Source organism: Azorhizobium sp. AG788 (assembly GCF_004364705.1).
Lineage (GTDB): Bacteria > Pseudomonadota > Alphaproteobacteria > Rhizobiales > Xanthobacteraceae > Azorhizobium > Azorhizobium caulinodans.
Window position 1 is genome coordinate 285,842 of sequence record NZ_SOBM01000002.1, and the last position, 18,001, is coordinate 303,842.

The following is an 18,001-nucleotide window of genomic DNA, read 5'->3' on the forward strand; positions in this document are numbered from 1 at the left end:
ACGAGCGCCCGCCAGTTTTCATCTTGAATGCTTCAACTCTCGCGGGACCTCAGTCGAAGCGGCCGGCCGCGTGGGCGAGCATGGTGTAGACCTTGCCCGTGTCCGAGGTCAGATAGGTCTTCGTCAGCACGTTGCCGCGATCGTCGGCCGCCACCTGCTCCAGCAGGCGGTCGAACTCGGCAATGTAGCGGTCCACGGTCTCGTGGAACTCGGCGTCGGTGCGGTACTTGCGGCGCAGTTCCTCGAAGGCCTGCTGGCCCTGCATGGTGTAGAGCCGGCGGGTGAAGACGTTGCGCTCGCCGCGCTTGTAGCGCTCCCACAGCTCCACCGCCGCGTCGTGATCAATCATCCGGGCGATGTCCACTGAGAGCGAGTCGAGGGACTCGATCATGTGGTGGTGCGGGCGTGCGGCGCGGGTGGGCTGGCGCTGCGGAGCCGTCTTGGCGCCGTCCTCCGGTTCATTGGAGGCGCGGGCCAGCAGGTCCGACAGCCAGCCGCCACGGCCTTCCTCACGCGGCGCCTGACGCGGTGCGCGGGCCTCGGGGACGCGCGGAGCCGGACGGGCCTCGGTCACGGCCGTGCGCTCATCCTCGCGCCGTGGGGCGGGGCGACGCTGCGCCTCGGCCACGGGGGCCTCGATCCGCGGGCGCACCACCTGCGGGATCTCGCGCTGGGGCGGACCGGCCGGAGCCTGAGCCTGGGTGGCCGGAGCCGGCATCACCGGACCGGGATGGACGGGACCCTGCGGCACAGGCGCAGCCGGGCCATAGGCCTCGCGGGCGGACACCTCACGGGGCGCCGGCGCGGCCGGCACGCGGGTGGTCTCCACCGGACGGGCCGGCGGCTGGAGCGCGGGCGCCGTGGCGCGCGGCAGCGGGCGGGCGGGTGCCGCGGCCACATCGAGCGCCTGACCCTGACGGGCGACGATCTCGTTCAGTTCCGCGAGCGCCTTGATCTGCTCGGCCACGGCGCGGCGCATGGTGGCGGCGCTCGCCTCGGTCTCGCCCGGCAGTTCGAGGATGCCGCGCTTCATCTCCTCGCGCGCCAGCTCGATGGACTGCTGCACCTCGCTCGCGGCGCTCTTCAGCTCGCGGGCGACGTCGAGGAAGCGGCGGCCCCCTTCCTCGAAGACGTGGTTCACGTCCTTGAGGGCGGCGTCGTAATTGGTCTTGAGCGCTTCCGTGAGGCGGGCGCGTTCGGCTTCGGCAGCGGCGCTCAGGGCCTGATGCTGGTTGTCCAGCGCGCGGGCGGAGGCTTCCGTCGTGTCGGCCACCACATTGGCGATCTGGCGGGCGCGGTCCTGCGCGTTGCCCAGCGTCTTGGACACGGTGCTCTGGAAGGCCTGGAGGCCCTGCTCCAACTGCGCCACGCGCTCCGCAATGGTCGCGGTCAGGTCCTCGATGGCAGCCTTCCGGTTGGAGAGGACCGCATCCACCTGCTCGTGGGTTTCGCCGAGCGTCTCGGAAGCCTTGAGGACCAGACGGCCCTGGCTCTCGAACCGCTGGGTGAGGGAGGCGATGTCGTTGAGTGTGCTCGCCGCCACCGCCTTGAGGCTCTGGACCTGCCCGTCGAGCCGGGCAACCGTGGCCTCGGCGGAGGAGCCGATCGTCTCGGCGCTCACGCGCAGGGCCTCGGCCTTGTCGGCGAAGCCGCCCTCGAAGGTGCCGATGTTCTCGAACACCTGACCCATCGCGGACTGGAACGAGGCGTTGGTGCCGCTGAGGCGGTCGAGGATGCCCTCGATGTCGCCGCGCAGGCGGTCGTTGGCCGCGCGGATCTCGTACACCGCCTGACGGCTCGTGCCCTCCAGGCTGCCGAGGAAGGCGCCGCTCTTGGTGTCGAAGAGGCCGGCGATCTCCGCCAGACGGGCGTTCAGCTTCTCCGTCATGTCGTCGGCCTGGCCCGTCATGGTGCTGGCAACGTTCTGGATGAGGCGCTCGACGCGCTCCTCCACGTCGCTGGCGCCGATGCGCAGGGTGGTGATCGCCCGGTCGGTGCGGTCCGTCAGCGTGCGGGTGATCTGCTCGGCGAGCGCGGAGAGGCGGCCGTCGAGGTCGCCCGTTCCGTTCTGGAGGACGGCGACCGCCGCCTCGGCGCGGGTGGAGAGGGCGCGCGTCACATTGTCGGCGGCGGCGTTGATGCGGTCCTCCACCTCGCCGGCGCCGGAGCGCAGGGCGATGGTGACGAGTTCCGCCTGCGTGCCGATGGAGCGGCCGATCGTGTCAGCGAGCGAGCCGATGCTCTGCTCGATCTCGCTGGAGCTGGTCTTGAGCGTCTCGGCGGCCTGCGCGGCCTTGGTCCCGATGGAGCGGCCGACGCTGTCGGCGAGCGAGCCGATGCTCTGTTCGATTTCGCTGGAGCTGGTCTTGAGCGTCTCGGCAGCCTGCGCCGCCTTGGTGCCGATGGTGCGGCCCACCTGATCGGCGAGGGTCGTGAGGCTGCGCTCCATCTCGCTCGCGTTGGTGGTGAGCGTGCCGGTAACCTGCTCGGCCTGGGAGGTGAGGGCGCGGCCCACATTCTCCGACAGGTTGGTGAGGCTGAATTCCACCTGGCCCGCGCTGGTGCGCAGGGTGGCGGCAACGCCCTCGGCCTGGGCGTTGAGGGTGCGGCCCACATTGTCGGCAAGGCCGTTCAGGCTCTGCTCGATCTCGTTGGCACCGGTGCGGAGCTGCCCGGTGACCGCCTCGATGCGGGTCGCCAGCGTATCGGCGACCGACAGGCCCCGCTCCTCGATGAGGCCGGAGATGTTCTCGAAGCGGCCGGTGACCAGATCCTCGATCCGCTGCACGCGGCCGTCGAGGGTCGCCGCAATGTCGTTGGCGCGGGCGCCGATCGCTTCGCTGACACTTTCGGCGCGGGAGGCGATGAGTTCGCCGATCGCCTTGCTCCGGCTGGCGAAATAGGTGTCCAGCGTGCTCATGGAGTGGTCGAGCGCCTGCGACACGGACTGCGAACCGTCCGTGATGGCGCGGGCGAGGTCCACAGTGCGGTTGGCGAGCGTCTCGGTGATGCTCTGCGTGCGCTGCTCCAGCGTCTGCTCGATGCGGCCGAGGCGTTGGTCGAGGGTAATGGTGACGGCTTCGCTGGTCTGCTCGAAGGCTTCGCTGGCGAGGCGCGTGCCTTCGCTCACCGCGCGGGTGAAGTCGGCGGCACGGGTCTCCAGCGTCTCGGTCAGGTTGCGGGCGCGCTCGTCCAGCGTGCGCTCGATCTCGCCGAGGCGCTGGTCGATGCTGGCGGAGACGGCTTCGCCGGTCTGCTCGAAGGTGTGGGTGGCGTTCTGCGTGCTCTCGGTGACCACGCGGGCGAATTCGCTGGCGCGGGACTCGAGGGCACCGGTGAGGCTCTTGGCGCGCTCGTCGAGCACCTGCTCGATCTGCGTAAGCCGGTCGCCGATGGCGGCGGCCACCGCGTTGCTGGTCTGCTCGAAGGCGCTGTTGGCCTCGCGGCTGCTCTCGGCCACCGCGCGGGCGAAGGCCTCACCCCGGGTCTCGATCATCTGCGTCAGGCTGTGGGTGCGCTCGTCGAGCACCTGCTCGATCTGGCCGAGCTTCTCGCCGATGGCGGCGGCGACCGCATTGCTGGTCTGCTCGAAGGCGCTGTTGGCCTCGCGGCTGCTGTCGGCGACCGCGCGGGCGAAGGCTTCGCCGCGGGTCTCGATCATCTGCGTGAGGCTCACGGTGCGCTCGTCCAGAACCTGCTCGATCTGGCCGAGGCGCTCGCCGATGGCGTTCGCCACCGCCTGGCTGGTCTGCTCGAAGGCGGCGTTGGCGTCGCGGGTGCTGTTCTCCACCGCCTCGGCGAAGGCGCTGGCGCGGCCGTCGAGCGTGCTGGTCAGGCTGTCCGTGCGTTCGCTGAGCACCTGTTCCACATGGGCGAGGCGCTCCTGGATGACGGTGGTGACGAGTTCGCCGGTCTCCTCGAAGGCGGTCGCGGCCTCGCGGGTGCTCTCCGTCATCGCCTTGGTGAAGTCCTGCGCACGGGTCTCGAGGCCCTGCGTGCGCTCGTCGAACAGCTGCTCGATCTGGCCGAGGCGTTCGTCGATGAGCGCGGCCACCGACGTGCTGTTCTGCTCGAACACCTCCGAGACGCTGCTGGTGGCCTCGCTCACGGAGCGGTTGAAGTCCTGGGCGCGGTCATGCAGCGCCTCGGTGAGCGTGCGGGCGCGGGTGTCGATGACCTGCTCCAGATGGGCAAGGCGCTGCTCCACCGCATTCGCCACAGTGCCGCTGGTCTGCTCGAAAAGGGTGGTCGCGCTGGAGGTGGCCTCGCTGACCACGCGGTCGAAGTCCATGGCGCGTTCCTGCAGGGCCTCGGTGAGGCTGCGGGCGCGCTCGTCCAGCGTCTCCTCGATGCGCACGAGGCGCTGGTCGATGGCGTTGACGATGGTTTCCGCGGTCTGGTCGAAGGCATCCTGCGAGACGCGGGTGCCCTCCGCCACCGCCTGCACGAAGGCATCGGCGCGGCCGTCGATGGACTGGGCCACGGCTTCGGTGCCGGCGGTGAGGGCGAGTTCGATGCGGCTGAGACGCTCGTCCAGCGTGCTCGAAAGGGCGTCGGACGTCTGCTCCAGCGCCTCGGTGGCGGCGCGTGTGCCCTCGCTCATGGCCTGGGCGAACTCGGCGGCCCGCTGCTCGATGGCCGCGGTCAGCTCGCCGCTACGGGCGGCCAGGGTTTCCTCGACCTGCGACAGGCGCTCGTCCAGCGCGACGGACAGGGCGCCGGAGGTCTGTTCCAGCGCTTCGGTCGCCGCACGGGTGCCTTCCGACATGGCGGCCGTGAAGTCCGTGGCACGCTGCTCGATGGCGGCCGTGAGCTCGCTGCCGCGCGTAGAGAGCAGGTCCTCGATGCCGGCCAGACGCTCGTCGAGCGTGCTCGACAGGGCACCGGAGGTCTGCTCCAGCGCCTCGGTGGCGGCGCGGGTGCCGTCCGTCATGGCGGCGGTGAAGTCGGCGGCCTGCCGCTCGATGGTGGCGGTCAGTTCGCCGCCACGCACGGACAGGGTTTCCTCGATCTTGGCGAGGCGCTCATCCAGCGTGCTCGACAGGGCGCCCGAGGTCTGTTCCAGAGCCTCGGTCGCGACGCGGGTGCCCTCGCTCATCACCTCGGCGAACTCGGTCGCGCGCTGCTCGATGAGAGCGGCCAGATCGCCGCTGCGACCGGAGAGGGTCTCCTCCACCTTCGCGATGCGCGTGTCGAAGACGGTGGCAACGGTCTCGCCGGTGGCGCCGAGGCGACTGTCGAGGTCGGAAAGCTTGGTGCCAAGCGTCTCGGACACGGCTTCGATGCGGTCGGCGAGCTGCGCCACCAGTTCGGGTGCGTCCTCGCGGATGGAGGCATCGAAGGCGGTGATGCTGTCGTGGATGGCCTTGGCCACCAGCGCGCTGTCCTGGCCCACACGGTCGGCGAGGGCGAAGCCGCGCACCGAGATGGCCTCGTCGAGCGCCGAGAGGCGCGACGTGAGCATCTGCTCAAGCGCTTCGCTGTTCGTGCCGAGCGTGGCGACCATCTGGTCCGCATTGAGGCGGAAGGCGTTGTTGAAGGCCTCGCCCTGGCTGCCCATGACGTTGTTCACGTCGCTGGCGATGCCGTCGAACCGCTCGCTCATCTCGTTGGCGGTCTGGGTGAGGGACGCGGCGATCTCGTCGCCCTTCACCGCAAGGGCGTCGGTCACGGCGGCGCTGGTGCGCTCCAGCGCCTCTGCCACGCGCTCGGCGGTGTCGCTGAGTTGCTGCTGGAGGACTTCGCCGCGCACGGTCACATCCTCATGGATGCGGCTGCCGGTGATCTCGATGCGGTCGGCGATGTCGCCGCCGCGCTGGGCGATGGTTTCGGCCACGCGCTCGCCGGTGTCCTGAACCTTGCGGATTAGCTCGCCGCCGCGGTTGGACAGTTCGTAAACGACGCTCTCGGCGGTCGAGCGGAAGGTGCTGTTGACCTCGGCCGCGCGCACGGTCAGCTCGTCATGGACGAGGGCGCTGCTCTCGACAAGGGCCTGGATCAGGGTCTCGCGGGCGGTGTCGGCATTGACGCGGACATCCTCGCTCCAGCGGCCCACCAGTTCGGTGACCTCGGCCGTCGAGGCGGCGAGGTTCTGCGCCAGATCGTCGGTGCGGGACTTGAGCGCGGCGCTCACGGCATCGCTGGACCGGGTCAGGTCGCCGCGGATCTCGGCGCCTGTGGTCTCCAGCCGGTCGATGAGCTCGGAGCCCTTGGCACTGATGGCGCCGATGACGGTCTCGCCGATGCGCGACAGTTCGCCGGTGATGGCCGCGCTGCGTTCCTCGAACAGGCTGGTGATGCGGTCGGCCGCGCCGGACACCGAGGCATTCACGCGCTCGGCAATGTCCTTCACATCGTGGGCGAGCAGCTTGTCGGCATCCACGATGCCTTCGCGCAGGCGCTCGGAATGGATCAGGATGTTCTGGCGCTCCGCCTGCAACTCGTCGATGAGGTTGCGGATGCGCAGCTCGTTTTCCTCATAGGCGCGCTCGAGCAGCGACACTTCGCTGCGCACGACGGTTTCAAGCTCGGCGGCGCGGGCGATCGTGCGGTCCACGCCCTCGCCCATGGCCGCCACCTCGCGGCGCACCGCCTGGCCGACGCTGACCACGGCCTCGGTGCCGATGGCCTCCGGCTGCGCGAGGCGCAGGGCGACCTCGGTCATGGCGCGGGCGATGAGCTGGAGATCCCGGGTCCGCCGCACCACGCTGGCGGTGCCGAAGAAGCCGACGGGGGGCAGGATGATGCCGGCGATGATGGCGAGCAGAAGCGGGGACTCGATCACGCCCTGCAGCGAGGAGATGTCGGAAATGGCGGCGCGCTGCGTGGCGAGGGCCAGCGCGACGCCGATGCCCATCCACACCACCGAGCCGATCAGCGCCCACCAGTAAGGTGCCGGCGAGGAGCGGCGCTGGAGGGCCGCGAGCAACTGGCCAATGGTCTGGCGGTCGTCATTGGCGGCCCGGCGTTCGGCCACGTCGAGGCGGCGGCGGCCGTTGCCCGCGTCCCGCGGCGGCTGGGCCGCAGCCTGCGGCGGCGTGCTCTGCTGGGCGGCTGGCTGTGGCGACTTCGTCGGGGCCGGGCGGTCATCCGCGCCGGGAGGCTGCGGGGCAGCAGGTTCCGCGGCGTCGAGCTGGAGCGTCAGCGCTTCCTGGATCGCCGAGAGTGCGGCCTCGGTGGGATCCTGAATCTTCTTCGGGCTCTTCATATCGCCGTCGCCTTTGCCGCCGGTTGGACGCGCCATTGGCCCGTCGTCTCCGGAAGTGATGCTGCCCATCGTCTAAGGCATTCAGCGCAAGGCCGGGCACATAGCCGAGGGTTTACCTTAACTGATCTTAACGTGTAGAGGCCTTGGAATGAAACCGGCCGCGCCATAGAGATGAAGATATCGTTAATGGCCGTACCGCGGTGCGCTGGAAACGGTTGGCCGATCCGTTTATACGCCTTTCAAAGAACCCGTTTTCCGGCCGCATGTCCGGACCAGAAAAGAGCCTGATAATGCCCGCGATTACTTTCGTCAGCTTTGAGGGGACCTCCCGCACGGTGCAGGCGCCGGTGGGGGCGACCGCCATGGAAGTGGCGGTGCGCAACGGCGTGCCGGGCATCGATGCGGACTGCGGCGGGGCCTGCGCCTGTGCCACGTGCCACGTCTATGTGGACGAAGCGTGGCGCGCCGCCGTGGGCGAGCCCGAGGGCATGGAAGAGGACATGTTGGACTTCGCCACCGACGTGCGCCCCAGCTCACGCCTGTCCTGCCAGATCAAGATCACCGAGGCGCTCGACGGTCTCGTGCTCCACACGCCGGAACGTCAGGGATGACCCATCTGGAACCCCTTCCGGCCGAGGCCTCAGGCCCCCTCGAACTCACCATCCTGATGCCCTGCCTCAACGAGGCCGAGACGCTCGGCGTGTGCGTGGACAAGGCCATGGCCTATCTGAAGCGCAGCGGCATCTCCGGCGAGGTGCTGATCGCCGACAACGGCTCCACCGACGGCTCGCAGGCCATCGCCACGGCTGGCGGGGCGCGCGTGGTGGCCGTGCCGGAGCGTGGTTATGGCGCGGCGCTGAAGGGCGGCATCGCCGCCGCTCGCGGCCGCTACATCATCATGGGCGATGCGGACGATTCCTACGATTTCTCGCGCCTCGACGCCTTCGTCGAGCGGCTGCGGGCCGGAACGGACATCGTCATGGGCAACCGCTTCCAGGGCGGCATCGGGCCGGGCGCGATGCCCTTCCTGCACCGCTATCTGGGAAACCCCGTGCTGTCCTTCCTCGGGCGGCTCTTCTTCGGCATCGAGGTGGGGGATTTCCACTGCGGCCTGCGGGGTTTCAACACGGAGGCGGTCCGCAAGCTGCGGCTTGAGACGTCGGGAATGGAATTCGCCAGCGAGATGGTGGTGCGGGCCTCGCTCGCCGGGCTTTCCATCGTCGAGGTGCCGACCACGCTGAAGAAGGACGGCCGGTCGCGACCGCCCCACCTCAAGACGTGGCGCGATGGCTGGCGCCACCTGCGCTTCCTGCTCGTCTACAGCCCGCGCTGGCTGTTCTTCTATCCCGGCCTCGTGCTCATCCTGCTCGGCGGCACCGGCGTTGCGGCACTCTATCCAGGGCCGCTCTCCATCACCCCGCACCTGCGGCTCGACATCCACACCTTCCTGGTTGCGGCCATGACGGTGCTGATCGGCGTGCAGGCCATCTCCTTCGGCGTGGTGGCCCGGCGCTATGGGGCGCTGCTCGGCTTCCTTCCGGCGTCGGAAGATCTGGAGCGGGTGCTGCACGCCTTCAGTCTGGAGCGCGTGCTGCGGGCCGCGCTGGTGCTCGGCGTGCTCGGCCTCGGCTTCCAGATCTGGGCGGTGTCCAACTGGGCACAGGCGGGCTTCGGGGATCTCGTTTTCGGCGCCACCATGCGCAAGCTCATCCTCGGCCTCACGGCTCTGGTCGCGGCGGTTCAACTGGCGCTGACGGCCTTCCTTGCGAGCGTCGTGGAGATGCCGCTCAAGCGGTAGAGGTACATGGGGCGCATCGTCCGCCGCGCCGGTCGTCCCAGATCCGCATGGCGGCGATGAACAGCGCCGCCACTGCCACCCAGATGATGCGCGACTGGTAGCGGTCGTGCGGGTTCGAGAGGATGCCGCAGACGGCCGCATTGGCGATCAGGAAGGCGAGTGCACTGCCGGTCAGAAGGGCAATATCGCGCCGGCCCCGCACCATGGCCCCGACGGTCACCACTGCCAGCAGAAGCGTTGCCACAAGCCCCACGGGGACATGCACGGCGCTGTAGCGGTCGAAGTCGATGGGCGGGTTCTGCTGCTGTCTGGCCGCCATCATGGCGGCGTTGGAGCGGGGATAGAGATCCGCGATCACGTCGTAGCTGTCGGTGAGTTCCTCGGACATGAGGTCGCCCGTCTGGAGCGCCACCATCTGCCGGGCCGCCGCCCTGAGCGCCAGCGTGACATTCTCCAGCGGATAGCTGCGCAGCACGCCGACGATGACCTGACGCATCTCGGCTGCGCCGCCTTCGAAGCCGCCTATCTCGTTGAAGGTCTGGTCGTCGTCCCAGAGGAAGTCGTCCGCGGTGGCGGGCAGGTTCATCCGCGCGGCGCAAAGCTTCTCGATCCCGGCCTGGGGGCAGGCGTCGGCGAGATAGCGGTGCACGAGGCCGTCTTCCAGCAGACGGCCGAAGATGAAGCCGGTGCCGCCCGGCGTCGCGGCGAAGCGGCCGGCGAGGGCGAGATTGGTGACCGGCGTCAGAACGAGCGCGCCGCAGGCGGCGAGGAGAGGCAGCGTCAGGTGGGCGCGGGGGAAGCGGTGTGGCAGCAGCGCGCGCCCGATGGCGGCGGCCCCGACGCACGCCAGCGTGATGGCAAGCACCGAGCTGTGCGCCGCGCCCCCGAAGGCGATGACGACACCCAGCGTCACCGCCTCGCCGCGCTTCAGATCCTCCTGCCGCCACAGGAGCAGGTAGAGGCCGAGCCCGGTGAGGCCCGCGAACACGTCCGGCATCAGTTCGCCCGAAACGAAGGGCAGGGCGGTCGCCACCGTCAGCAGGGCCGAGAGGGCAATGAGCATCAAGGGGCGTCTGTCGAGGCCGTTCACCCGCATCACGAGAGCGAGCGCCCAGACACAGAGGGCACTCTGGAGGACGACGACCGGCCAGAAATCCGGGCGGCTGCCCAAGGCCAGCAGCACGCCATAGACGGTCGAGCGTCCCGGTTTCACCAGATGATTGACCGCCGCATCGAGATAGCCGCCGGTGTCATAGAAGAGGAAGGGAAAGCCGTTCACCAGAGCCGGGGCCAGCAGGAGGAGCGTCGCGACCACACCGGCCGCGGTGATCGCCAGCACGCGGGGCGTCACGCGGGCCAGCGGCGGGGCGGCGGGCAAGGCGTCGGTCATGAATGCAGGAACTCCGGGCCGGACCATAGGGACCCGAACGGGCGCATGGCAATCCATATCGGCTGGAATGAGGCACCTGTCGCTTGTGCTCATTCTTCTTTTACGCGCCTCGGCCACAATCCCGCCCGTGCTCCCGAGGATAAGCCATGGCTGACATCCCTGCTCCGGCTCCGAGACTTGCCGTGCCGTCCCTCCATATCCAATGCCCCACCATCCTCGTGTTCGACAGCGGCCTCGGCGGGCTGTCGGTGTTCCGCGAGGTGGCCCGCGCCCGTCCGGACGCCAGCTTCATCTATGCCGCCGATGATGCCGCCTTCCCCTACGGCGCGCTGAGCGACGCGGCGCTGGTGGCGCGCGTGTCTTCGGTGATGGACACGCTGATCGCGGCCACCCGGCCGACGCTGGTGGTCGTGGCCTGCAATACGGCGTCCACCCTCGCGCTGCCGACCCTGCGCGCGGCCCACGGCCTGCCGTTCGTCGGCACGGTGCCGGCGGTGAAGCCCGCCTGCGCCGCATCGGTGACGCGCAAGGTGAGCGTGCTCGCCACCCCCGGCACGGTGCGGCGCGATTATACGGCGAGCCTCGTGCGGGATTTCGCGGGCTCCTGCGAGGTGACGCTGGTCCCGAGCCCGCGTCTCGCGGAACTGGCGGAGGCCACGATGCGCGGCGCCGTGATCGACGACGAGGACCTGCGCGCTGAGATCGCGCCCTGCTTCGTGCGATCGGAGACGGGGCGGACCGATACGGTGGTGCTCGCCTGCACCCATTATCCGCTGATCGTCGATCAGTTGCGCCGTGTCGCGCCCTGGCCCGTCAATTTCGTGGATCCTGCCCCCGCCATCGCCCGCCGCGTCGCCTCCCTGCTGGGGCCGACCGCGTTTGCCGGCAGCCCGAAGCCGGTGCGGGTCGTCTCGACGGGATCGGCCCTGGACGGTGCACTCGTCTCGCGCATCCTCCAGCGGGAAACGAATGCGCCGGAGGTGATCGCGCCGCCGTTTGCCCTCGCGTCCTGAGGCCGCGCCGATCACAAGGGCGCGGGCGCGCTGACGTTGCGGCAATTCGGGCTCGCCCGTGCCATCAGAATCTGGGAGGCTCCCGCGCCATGGACGACCACATGCGGCCCGCGCGGCACGGGATCGATCGCCGCCTGTTCCTCGGTGCTTTGACAGCGAGCGCGGCAGGCCTCCTCACGCCCGGTCTGGCGCTCGCCCAGAGTGCGGCGCAGCCGTTCGGTACCTGGGTGGAGAAGTTTCGCGCGCGGGCCCGTGCCCGCGGCATTTCGGACGCCACCTATTCCCGCGTCTTCGCCACCGTGAAGCCCGACCCGAGCGTGTTCGAGGCGGATCGGGCGCAGCCCGAGTTTCAGGAAGAGACGTGGCAATATCTCAACCGCCGCGTTTCGGACTGGCGTATCGCCACCGGCCGCCAGCGGGCGTCGGAATATGCCGCCCTCTTCACCCGGATCGAGAATGACTTCGGCGTCGATCGCTCGGTCATGCTCGGGTACTGGGGCATGGAATCGGCCTTTGGCGACGTGGTGACCAATCCCCGCCACATGAAGCCGGTCTTCAATTCGCTCGCGACCCTCGCCTGGGGCGATCCGCGCCGGCGCAAATATTGGGAGACCGAGCTTCTCAACGCGCTCGTCATCGTGGAGCGCGGCTGGAGCACGCCGCAGGAGATGGTCGGCTCCTGGGCCGGCGCCATGGGCCACACCCAATGGATGCCCGAGGTCTGGCTGAACATGGGCGTCGACTATGACGGCAACGGCCGCATCTCGCCCTTCGGCAAGCCGGACGATGCGCTGGCCGGCACCGCCAATTTCATCCTCAAGCGCGGCCGCTACCGGAAAGGCGAGCCCTGGGGGATCGAGGCCCGACTTCCGGCCGGATTCAACACGCAGCTTGCGGAGAACAAGACCTGGCGCCCGCTTTCCGCCTGGGGCGGCATGGGGCTGACCATGGTCGAGGGTCAGTCCATCACCGAATATGACAACCCCGCCCGCCTGTGGCTGCCCGGCGGCGCCGGCGGACCGGCGCTGCTGCTGCTCCATAATTTCTATGCGGTGCGCTCCTACAATCCCTCCTCCGCCTATGCGCTGGCGGTGGTGCATCTGGGCGACCGGGTGATGGGCGGCGAGCCGTTCAGGACGCCCTGGCCCGGCGGTGAGCGCACCCTGACGCTGGCCGAATTGCAGGAGATCCAGCAGCGCCTCACCCGCCTCGGCTTCGACACCGGCGGGACCGACGGGCGGGTGGGCAATGACACCATGCGCGCGGTGAAGGCCTTCCAGCAGCGCGCGGGGCTCACGCCGGCGGATGGGTATCCCGGCCTGCAGGTGCTGACGGCGCTGCGCGGAGCCCGCTGAAATACGCGCCACCGCTGGATTTGGGCGCATCCAGAATTGACAGGCTGACGCATCGGGGGTATGAGCGCCCACTCTTCGTGGGTCGGTTCGCCGGCCCGCGAGGCGTTTCACGCACCCGTGGACCCGAAGGCAGCGCGCCGACGGGGCCTGTCGGCGGAAGGATGGCTCTCCCTTCGAGGGGCGCCGATCCGGACGCAGAGGAGGGGCGCGATCCATCTGAAAACGAACATCCACAAGGATCAGCGTTTATGAGCAAGCGCATTTCGGCGAAGCACAAGATCGATCGCCGCATGGGCGAGAACATCTGGGGCCGCTCCAAGAGCCCCGTGAATCGCCGTGAGTACGGCCCCGGCCAGCACGGCCAGCGCCGCAAGGGCAAGCTGTCCGACTTCGGCGTGCAGCTGCGCGCCAAGCAGAAGCTGAAGGGTTACTACGGCTCCATCGGCGAGAAGCAGTTCCATGCCGTGTACGTCGAGGCTTCCCGCCTCAAGGGCGACACCGGCGCGAACCTCATCGGCCTGCTGGAGCGTCGTCTGGATGCGGTTGTGTACCGCGCCAAGTTCGTGCCCACCATCTTCGCCGCCCGCCAGTTCGTGAACCATGGCCACGTCAAGGTGAACGGTCGCCGCGTCAACATCCCGTCCTACCAGGTGAAGGTCGGTGACGTGATCGAGGTCCGCGAAGCCTCCAAGCAGATGGCCCTGGTGCTGGAAGCCGTCCAGCTCGCCGAGCGCGACGTGCCGGACTATCTCGAGGTGGACCACAATCGCCTCACCGCCAAGTTCAACCGCATTCCGGAGCTGAACGAAGTGCCGTATCCGGTGCAGATGGAACCGAACCTCGTGGTCGAGTTCTATTCGCGCTGAGCCGATTGGCTTTCCGCTTTCGAGGCCGCCCTTCGGGGCGGCCTTTTTGTTTGGCAGGTGCTGGCTGGCCTCCGCAGTCGGGGAGTCTCAGAACTCCCAGTCCAGTTGCTCGATGCCCGGCTGTTTCGCCAGCCCCTCGATCCGTTCGGGCAGGCCGGCGCCCTGCGGGCCGGCATAGCGCAGCTCGAAGCGCAATTCCCGCCGTCCGGTCGCCGGCTCGATCCGCACGAAGGAGCGGCGGATGCGGAAGGGCTTGAGGGTCAGCACCGCACGCACGTCGTCCTCCGACGGGCCGTCACGCGAGAGGATGAGCGTGAGCCGCGCGTCCCGGTCGTGCTGGATGTGGCGCTCCACATGCTTCAGCAGCCACAGCGTCACGATGCCGCTCACGAAAGCTGCGCCGCCCAGGCCATATTGCCCGGCGCCGAAACACAGCCCCATCACGGTGACGAACCACAGCGTCGCGGCCGTGGTGACGCCGAGCACGAAGCCGTCCGACCGGCGCATGATGGCGCCGGCACCAATGAAGCCCATGCCTGTGAGAATGCCCAGCGGCAGCCGCATCACGTCCATCTGGACGTAGGAATCGGCCTGCTTGCCGCCCATGGGCAGAATGAGATTCGCGCTCATCATCGCAAAGCAGGCGGCAAGGCCCACGAGGATGGTGGTGCGCATCCCCGCCGCCCGCTCATGCAGTTCGCGGTCGAGGCCAAGCACCAGGCTCGTCGCGAAGGCGGAGAGGAAGCGGAGGGCGAATTCCGCCAGATCGATGTGAAGGGTCAAGCCCGCCTCCGGCGCTCACGCTCCGGAGCGCCTGTCGACCGACGGAATCGCAAAGTCGACGAAATGCGCTCAAGATTCGGTACTCTGGAGCATTCTCCCATCGCTCAGGTCGCGCAACCTGACCGGAGAATGCTCTCGCCGGGAACGGCAGGCGGAGCGCGAGGGCGCTCGCGCCCACGCCGTCACATCAACGCACGTACTGATTGGGCTGATAGGTCTGCGGCATGTTGCAATACTGCTGGCCGATGCAGCCATTGCCGTTGGCCGGCGTCCAGACGGTCGTGCCGCCCACCAGCGGGCCGGGAAGCGGCGGCGAGCCGTAATAGCGGGGCGGGGCAGGGAAGAAGAGGATGGGATTGGGCGCGGCATAGACCAGAGGCGCGGTCTGCGGCGGCGCGATCGCGATCGTCGGGGCGACCGGCATCTGCTGGGGAATCAGCTGCACGCAATTGGCGGGGACATAGGCCTGTCCGGGCCATGCGAGCTGGCACCAGCCCGATGCGCAGCCAAGCACTTCCACGGGGGCGCCATTGGTGATCTGGCCGACCGGCGGCGCCTTGGTGTAGGGGCCGCCGCGCACGGTGGCATTGCGCTTGGCAACGGCCGGCTGGGCGAGGTCGGTCGCCATGGCCGGTGCGCCTGCCAGAAGCAGCGCGGCAAGGGCCGCACCCCAGATCGTCTTCATCCCTCAGCTCCGATGCTTGCCGGCCTCCGCGCGTTTCAGCGCGGAGTCCGCGAAGTTCGGAGCAACTCACGCATGCGAACGCTGCGTGAAGCTTGCGTTGACGCTCGGTCTCAGCCCTCGGTGGAGATCTCCTGCGCCGCCTGGGCGAGGAACTCCGCCATGTTGCGGCGGATCTGATGATCGGAGACGTCCACACCCTTGGCGTCGAAATCGCCGCGGAGCTTGCGGAAGACGTCTTCTTCTCCCTGCTCCTCGAGATCGGCGAAGATCACGTCCTTGGCGTAGGTCTCGGCGGCCTCCCCGGAAAGTCCGAGCTTTTCCGCTGCCCACAGGCCGAGCGCCTTGTTCCGGCGCGCAAGGGCCCGGAAACGCAGCTGCTCGTCATGGGCGAAGCGCGCCTCGAAGCCGTCCTCGCGCTTGTCGAAGGTGGTCATGGCAGCCCTCATATTGACGTTTTTGTGACGTAACGGGTTCTTCTTCCAGAAGCATCCCGCGGATCGGCACCCTGCATATAGGTGCGGTTCCGCTAGATCAACGGGAGCGTCGCGGGCCTGCGGCCAGCGCGCGAGACCCATGCGTTGTATCGGGACGGCTGATGGGCTAGTGTCGCCCTGGGTGTTCCTGTACTGCAAACCAGTCGCAGTTGCGCCCCGCCGAGGAGCGTCACCCGAACGGAGCCTTGGCACATTATGGACTTCCTCAACCCACGGTACACCCCCATGAGCCGTCGCCGTCGCATTTACGAAGGCAAGGCCAAGGTCCTTTATGAAGGCCCTGAGCCCGGCACTCTCATCCAGCACTTCAAGGATGATGCCACCGCCTTCAACGCCAAGAAGCATGATGTCATCGACGGCAAGGGCGTCCTCAACAACCGCATATCGGAATATATCTTCCAGCGGTTGAACGAGATCGGCGTGCCGACTCACTTCATCCGCCGCCTGAACATGCGCGAGCAGCTGATCCGCGAAGTGGAAATCATTCCGCTGGAGATCGTTGTGCGCAACGTGGCGGCCGGCTCGCTCTCGACCCGCCTCGGCATCGAGGAGGGCACCGCGCTGCCCCGCTCGATCATCGAGTTCTATTACAAGAACGATGCCCTCAACGACCCGATGGTCTCCGAGGAGCACGTGACGGCGTTCGGCTGGGCCACCACCCAGGAAATCGACGACATCATCGCGCTGGCGATCCGCGTCAACGACTTCCTCACCGGCCTCTTCCTCGGCGTCGGCATCCGTCTTGTGGATTTCAAGATGGAATGCGGCCGCCTGTGGGAAAACGACATGATGCGGATCGTGGTCGCTGACGAGATCAGCCCCGATTCCTGCCGTCTGTGGGACATCAAGTCCAACGACAAGCTGGACAAGGACCGCTTCCGTCGCGATCTCGGCGGTCTGGTGGAGGCTTATTCCGAAGTGGCGCGCCGCCTCGGCATCCTCACCGACAACGAGCCGAATCAGACCAAGGGTCCGGCCCTCGTGAAGTGAGGCGGCTTGAGCCGCGCTGGAGCAGATGCTAGGGGCGGGGGCCGAGAGGCCCCCGCTTTCCGTTCGCCGGTGCCTTGTGCACGCGTTTGGACTGCGATCCGACCGCCGTGCCGTTGCGGCGCCTGATGAGACCGTTTCGGGAGCGCGGCCCAAGGCCAGCGCGAGTGTGAGTGAGCCCCATGAAAGCGCGCGTTATCGTCACGCTGAAGTCCGCCGTCCTCGACCCCCAGGGCAAGGCCATCGAAGGCGCCTTGCGCTCGCTCGGCGTGTCCGGCGTGCAGAGCGTCCGTCAGGGCAAGGTGTTCGACGTGGAACTGGCGGGCAATGACAAGGCCGCGGCCGAGGGCGCGCTGAAGGATGCGTGCGAGAAGCTGCTCGCCAATACGGTGATCGAGACCTACAAGGTCGAATTCGCCGAGTGAGTGAACATACGCCGCGTCCGAAACCGCAGTGAGGGGCGGATGGTGAGAGGCATGCGAGCCAGCGGATCGCGCGAACAGAATCGCGCCAAGGTGATCCGCTTTGCATCGCAGGCCTGCGCGAGCGCCATGCAGGGCTGCCCTGCGGCGCAGAGCCTGCCGCCCGCCCGCCGCCTGTGTCATGGACGCACCGTTTTCCAACTGTTCCATTCCGTTTTCCCGCAAGGCCCGAAGCAGGGTCGGCCCGTTGCCTCGCAGCGTGTCGCCTCCTGCCGGCGCGAGACCCGCTGAGAGCCCATGAAAGCAGCCGTTCTCCTCTTCCCTGGCTCCAATCGTGAAGGCGATGCGGCGCGCGCCCTTCGCCTCGTGACCGGACAGGAGCCCAAGGTCGTCTGGCACGCGGAGAGCGAGCTGCCGCAGGGCACCGATCTCGTGGTGCTGCCCGGCGGCTTCTCCTATGGCGATTATCTGCGCTGCGGCGCGATCGCCGCCCGCGCCAACATCATGGACGCGGTGCGCGCCCATGCCGCCCGCGGCGGCCTCGTCATCGGCATCTGCAACGGCTTCCAGATCCTCTGCGAGGCCGGCCTGCTGCCGGGCGTGCTCGTGCGCAACGCCAAGCTGCGCTTCGTCTGCCGCGAGGTCTTCCTGCGCGTGGAGCGGGCCGACACAGCCTTCACCAAGGCCTATCGCAAGGGCGACCTCATCCGCGTGCCGGTGGCGCACGGGGAGGGCAACTACACTGCCGATCCGGCCACCATCCAGCGTCTGGAAGGCGAGGGGCGCGTCGCCTTCCGCTATGCCCGCGCCGACGGCCAGATCGACGAGACCGATGGCCCGAACGGCGCCATCAACGGCATCGCCGGCATCTATTCCGAGAAGCTGAACGTGCTCGGCATGATGCCGCATCCCGAGAACTATGTGGACCCCGTGGTGGGGCCGACGGACGGGCGCGGCCTGTTCGAGAGCCTTGCCGGCGCGCTCAAGGCGGCCTGACGCGC

At 68.4% G+C, this 18,001-nt stretch carries 13 protein-coding genes; 8 read left to right on the forward strand and 5 right to left on the reverse strand.

What is annotated here, in order from left to right:
- Positions 1-49: 49 nt before the first annotated feature.
- Entirely contained in the window at positions 50-7,243 is a 7,194-nt protein-coding gene (locus DFO45_RS05355; protein ID WP_133864072.1) for a hypothetical protein, read from the reverse strand.
- Positions 7,244-7,497: 254 nt separating this feature from the next.
- Here DFO45_RS05355 and DFO45_RS05360 point away from each other — a divergent pair, with 254 nt between their 5' ends.
- Together DFO45_RS05360 and DFO45_RS05365 are read left to right on the forward strand one after the other, a co-directional pair.
- The gene (locus DFO45_RS05360; RefSeq protein WP_133864073.1) at positions 7,498-7,818 is read left to right on the forward strand and encodes a 2Fe-2S iron-sulfur cluster-binding protein; all 321 of its coding nucleotides are present in this window, start codon (positions 7,498-7,500) and stop codon (positions 7,816-7,818) included.
- The gene (locus DFO45_RS05365) at positions 7,815-9,005 is read left to right on the forward strand and encodes a glycosyltransferase family 2 protein (protein WP_133864074.1); all 1,191 of its coding nucleotides are present in this window, start codon (positions 7,815-7,817) and stop codon (positions 9,003-9,005) included. The genes DFO45_RS05360 and DFO45_RS05365 overlap by 4 nt, the downstream gene beginning before the upstream one ends.
- Here DFO45_RS05365 and DFO45_RS05370 read toward each other — a convergent pair.
- Positions 8,995-10,395, reverse strand: coding sequence for a hypothetical protein (locus DFO45_RS05370; protein ID WP_133864075.1), 1,401 nt, complete (start codon positions 10,393-10,395; stop codon positions 8,995-8,997). The genes DFO45_RS05365 and DFO45_RS05370 overlap by 11 nt on opposite strands.
- A gap of 146 nt (positions 10,396-10,541) precedes the next feature.
- Between DFO45_RS05370 and murI the strand changes: the two genes are divergently transcribed.
- From murI to rpsD, 3 genes are all read left to right on the forward strand, one after another.
- Positions 10,542-11,408, forward strand: coding sequence for a glutamate racemase (gene murI / locus DFO45_RS05375; RefSeq protein WP_133864076.1), 867 nt, complete (start codon positions 10,542-10,544; stop codon positions 11,406-11,408).
- Positions 11,409-11,509: 101 nt separating this feature from the next.
- Positions 11,510-12,763 carry a lytic murein transglycosylase gene (locus DFO45_RS05380; protein WP_133864414.1) on the forward strand — a complete coding sequence of 418 codons (1,254 nt, stop codon included), beginning with the start codon at positions 11,510-11,512 and terminating at the stop codon, positions 12,761-12,763.
- Positions 12,764-13,011: 248 nt separating this feature from the next.
- A complete protein-coding gene (rpsD, locus tag DFO45_RS05385) occupies positions 13,012-13,629 on the forward strand; it encodes a 30S ribosomal protein S4 (RefSeq protein WP_012170751.1) in 618 nt (205 codons plus the stop codon).
- An 87-nt stretch (positions 13,630-13,716) separates the two neighbouring features.
- On the opposite strand, the gene DFO45_RS05390 is transcribed toward rpsD, so the two are convergent.
- From DFO45_RS05390 to DFO45_RS05400, 3 genes are all read right to left on the reverse strand, one after another.
- Complete coding sequence (locus DFO45_RS05390) at positions 13,717-14,412, reverse strand: MgtC/SapB family protein (RefSeq protein ID WP_133864077.1); 696 nt, start codon at positions 14,410-14,412, stop codon at positions 13,717-13,719.
- Positions 14,413-14,599: 187 nt separating this feature from the next.
- Positions 14,600-15,097, reverse strand: a complete 498-nt coding sequence (locus tag DFO45_RS05395; protein ID WP_133864078.1) for an SH3 domain-containing protein — start codon at positions 15,095-15,097, stop codon at positions 14,600-14,602.
- Between the two features lie 110 nt (positions 15,098-15,207).
- Positions 15,208-15,531 carry a DUF1476 domain-containing protein gene (locus DFO45_RS05400; protein ID WP_133864079.1) on the reverse strand — a complete coding sequence of 108 codons (324 nt, stop codon included), beginning with the start codon at positions 15,529-15,531 and terminating at the stop codon, positions 15,208-15,210.
- Positions 15,532-15,786: 255 nt separating this feature from the next.
- On the opposite strand from DFO45_RS05400, the gene purC reads away from it, so the two are divergent.
- From purC to purQ, 3 genes are all read left to right on the forward strand, one after another.
- Positions 15,787-16,581 (forward strand): phosphoribosylaminoimidazolesuccinocarboxamide synthase, encoded by a 795-nt coding sequence (gene purC, locus DFO45_RS05405; RefSeq protein ID WP_012170755.1) that lies wholly within the window; start codon positions 15,787-15,789, stop codon positions 16,579-16,581.
- A 179-nt stretch (positions 16,582-16,760) separates the two neighbouring features.
- On the forward strand, positions 16,761-17,003 hold the full coding sequence (gene purS, locus DFO45_RS05410; RefSeq protein ID WP_012170756.1) for a phosphoribosylformylglycinamidine synthase subunit PurS: 243 nt from the start codon (positions 16,761-16,763) through the stop codon (positions 17,001-17,003).
- Between the two features lie 294 nt (positions 17,004-17,297).
- Positions 17,298-17,996, forward strand: a complete 699-nt coding sequence (gene purQ, locus DFO45_RS05415) for a phosphoribosylformylglycinamidine synthase subunit PurQ (protein WP_012170757.1) — start codon at positions 17,298-17,300, stop codon at positions 17,994-17,996.
- Positions 17,997-18,001: the final 5 nt, after the last annotated feature.

What these genes read in the sequence shown, in the direction of transcription:
- DFO45_RS05400 (WP_133864079.1), bottom strand. Translation starts at nt 15,531, where the DNA reads ATGACCACCTTCGACAAGCGCGAGGACGGCTTCGAGGCGCGCTTCGCC.
- purC (WP_012170755.1), top strand. Translation starts at nt 15,787, where the DNA reads ATGGACTTCCTCAACCCACGGTACACCCCCATGAGCCGTCGCCGTCGC.
- purQ (WP_012170757.1), top strand. Translation starts at nt 17,298, where the DNA reads ATGAAAGCAGCCGTTCTCCTCTTCCCTGGCTCCAATCGTGAAGGCGAT.
- murI (WP_133864076.1), top strand. Translation starts at nt 10,542, where the DNA reads ATGGCTGACATCCCTGCTCCGGCTCCGAGACTTGCCGTGCCGTCCCTC.
- DFO45_RS05370 (WP_133864075.1), bottom strand. Translation starts at nt 10,395, where the DNA reads ATGACCGACGCCTTGCCCGCCGCCCCGCCGCTGGCCCGCGTGACGCCC.
- DFO45_RS05365 (WP_133864074.1), top strand. Translation starts at nt 7,815, where the DNA reads ATGACCCATCTGGAACCCCTTCCGGCCGAGGCCTCAGGCCCCCTCGAA.
- DFO45_RS05380 (WP_133864414.1), top strand. Translation starts at nt 11,510, where the DNA reads ATGCGGCCCGCGCGGCACGGGATCGATCGCCGCCTGTTCCTCGGTGCT.
- rpsD (WP_012170751.1), top strand. Translation starts at nt 13,012, where the DNA reads ATGAGCAAGCGCATTTCGGCGAAGCACAAGATCGATCGCCGCATGGGC.
- DFO45_RS05355 (WP_133864072.1), bottom strand. Translation starts at nt 7,243, where the DNA reads ATGGCGCGTCCAACCGGCGGCAAAGGCGACGGCGATATGAAGAGCCCG.
- DFO45_RS05395 (WP_133864078.1), bottom strand. Translation starts at nt 15,097, where the DNA reads ATGAAGACGATCTGGGGTGCGGCCCTTGCCGCGCTGCTTCTGGCAGGC.
- purS (WP_012170756.1), top strand. Translation starts at nt 16,761, where the DNA reads ATGAAAGCGCGCGTTATCGTCACGCTGAAGTCCGCCGTCCTCGACCCC.
- DFO45_RS05360 (WP_133864073.1), top strand. Translation starts at nt 7,498, where the DNA reads ATGCCCGCGATTACTTTCGTCAGCTTTGAGGGGACCTCCCGCACGGTG.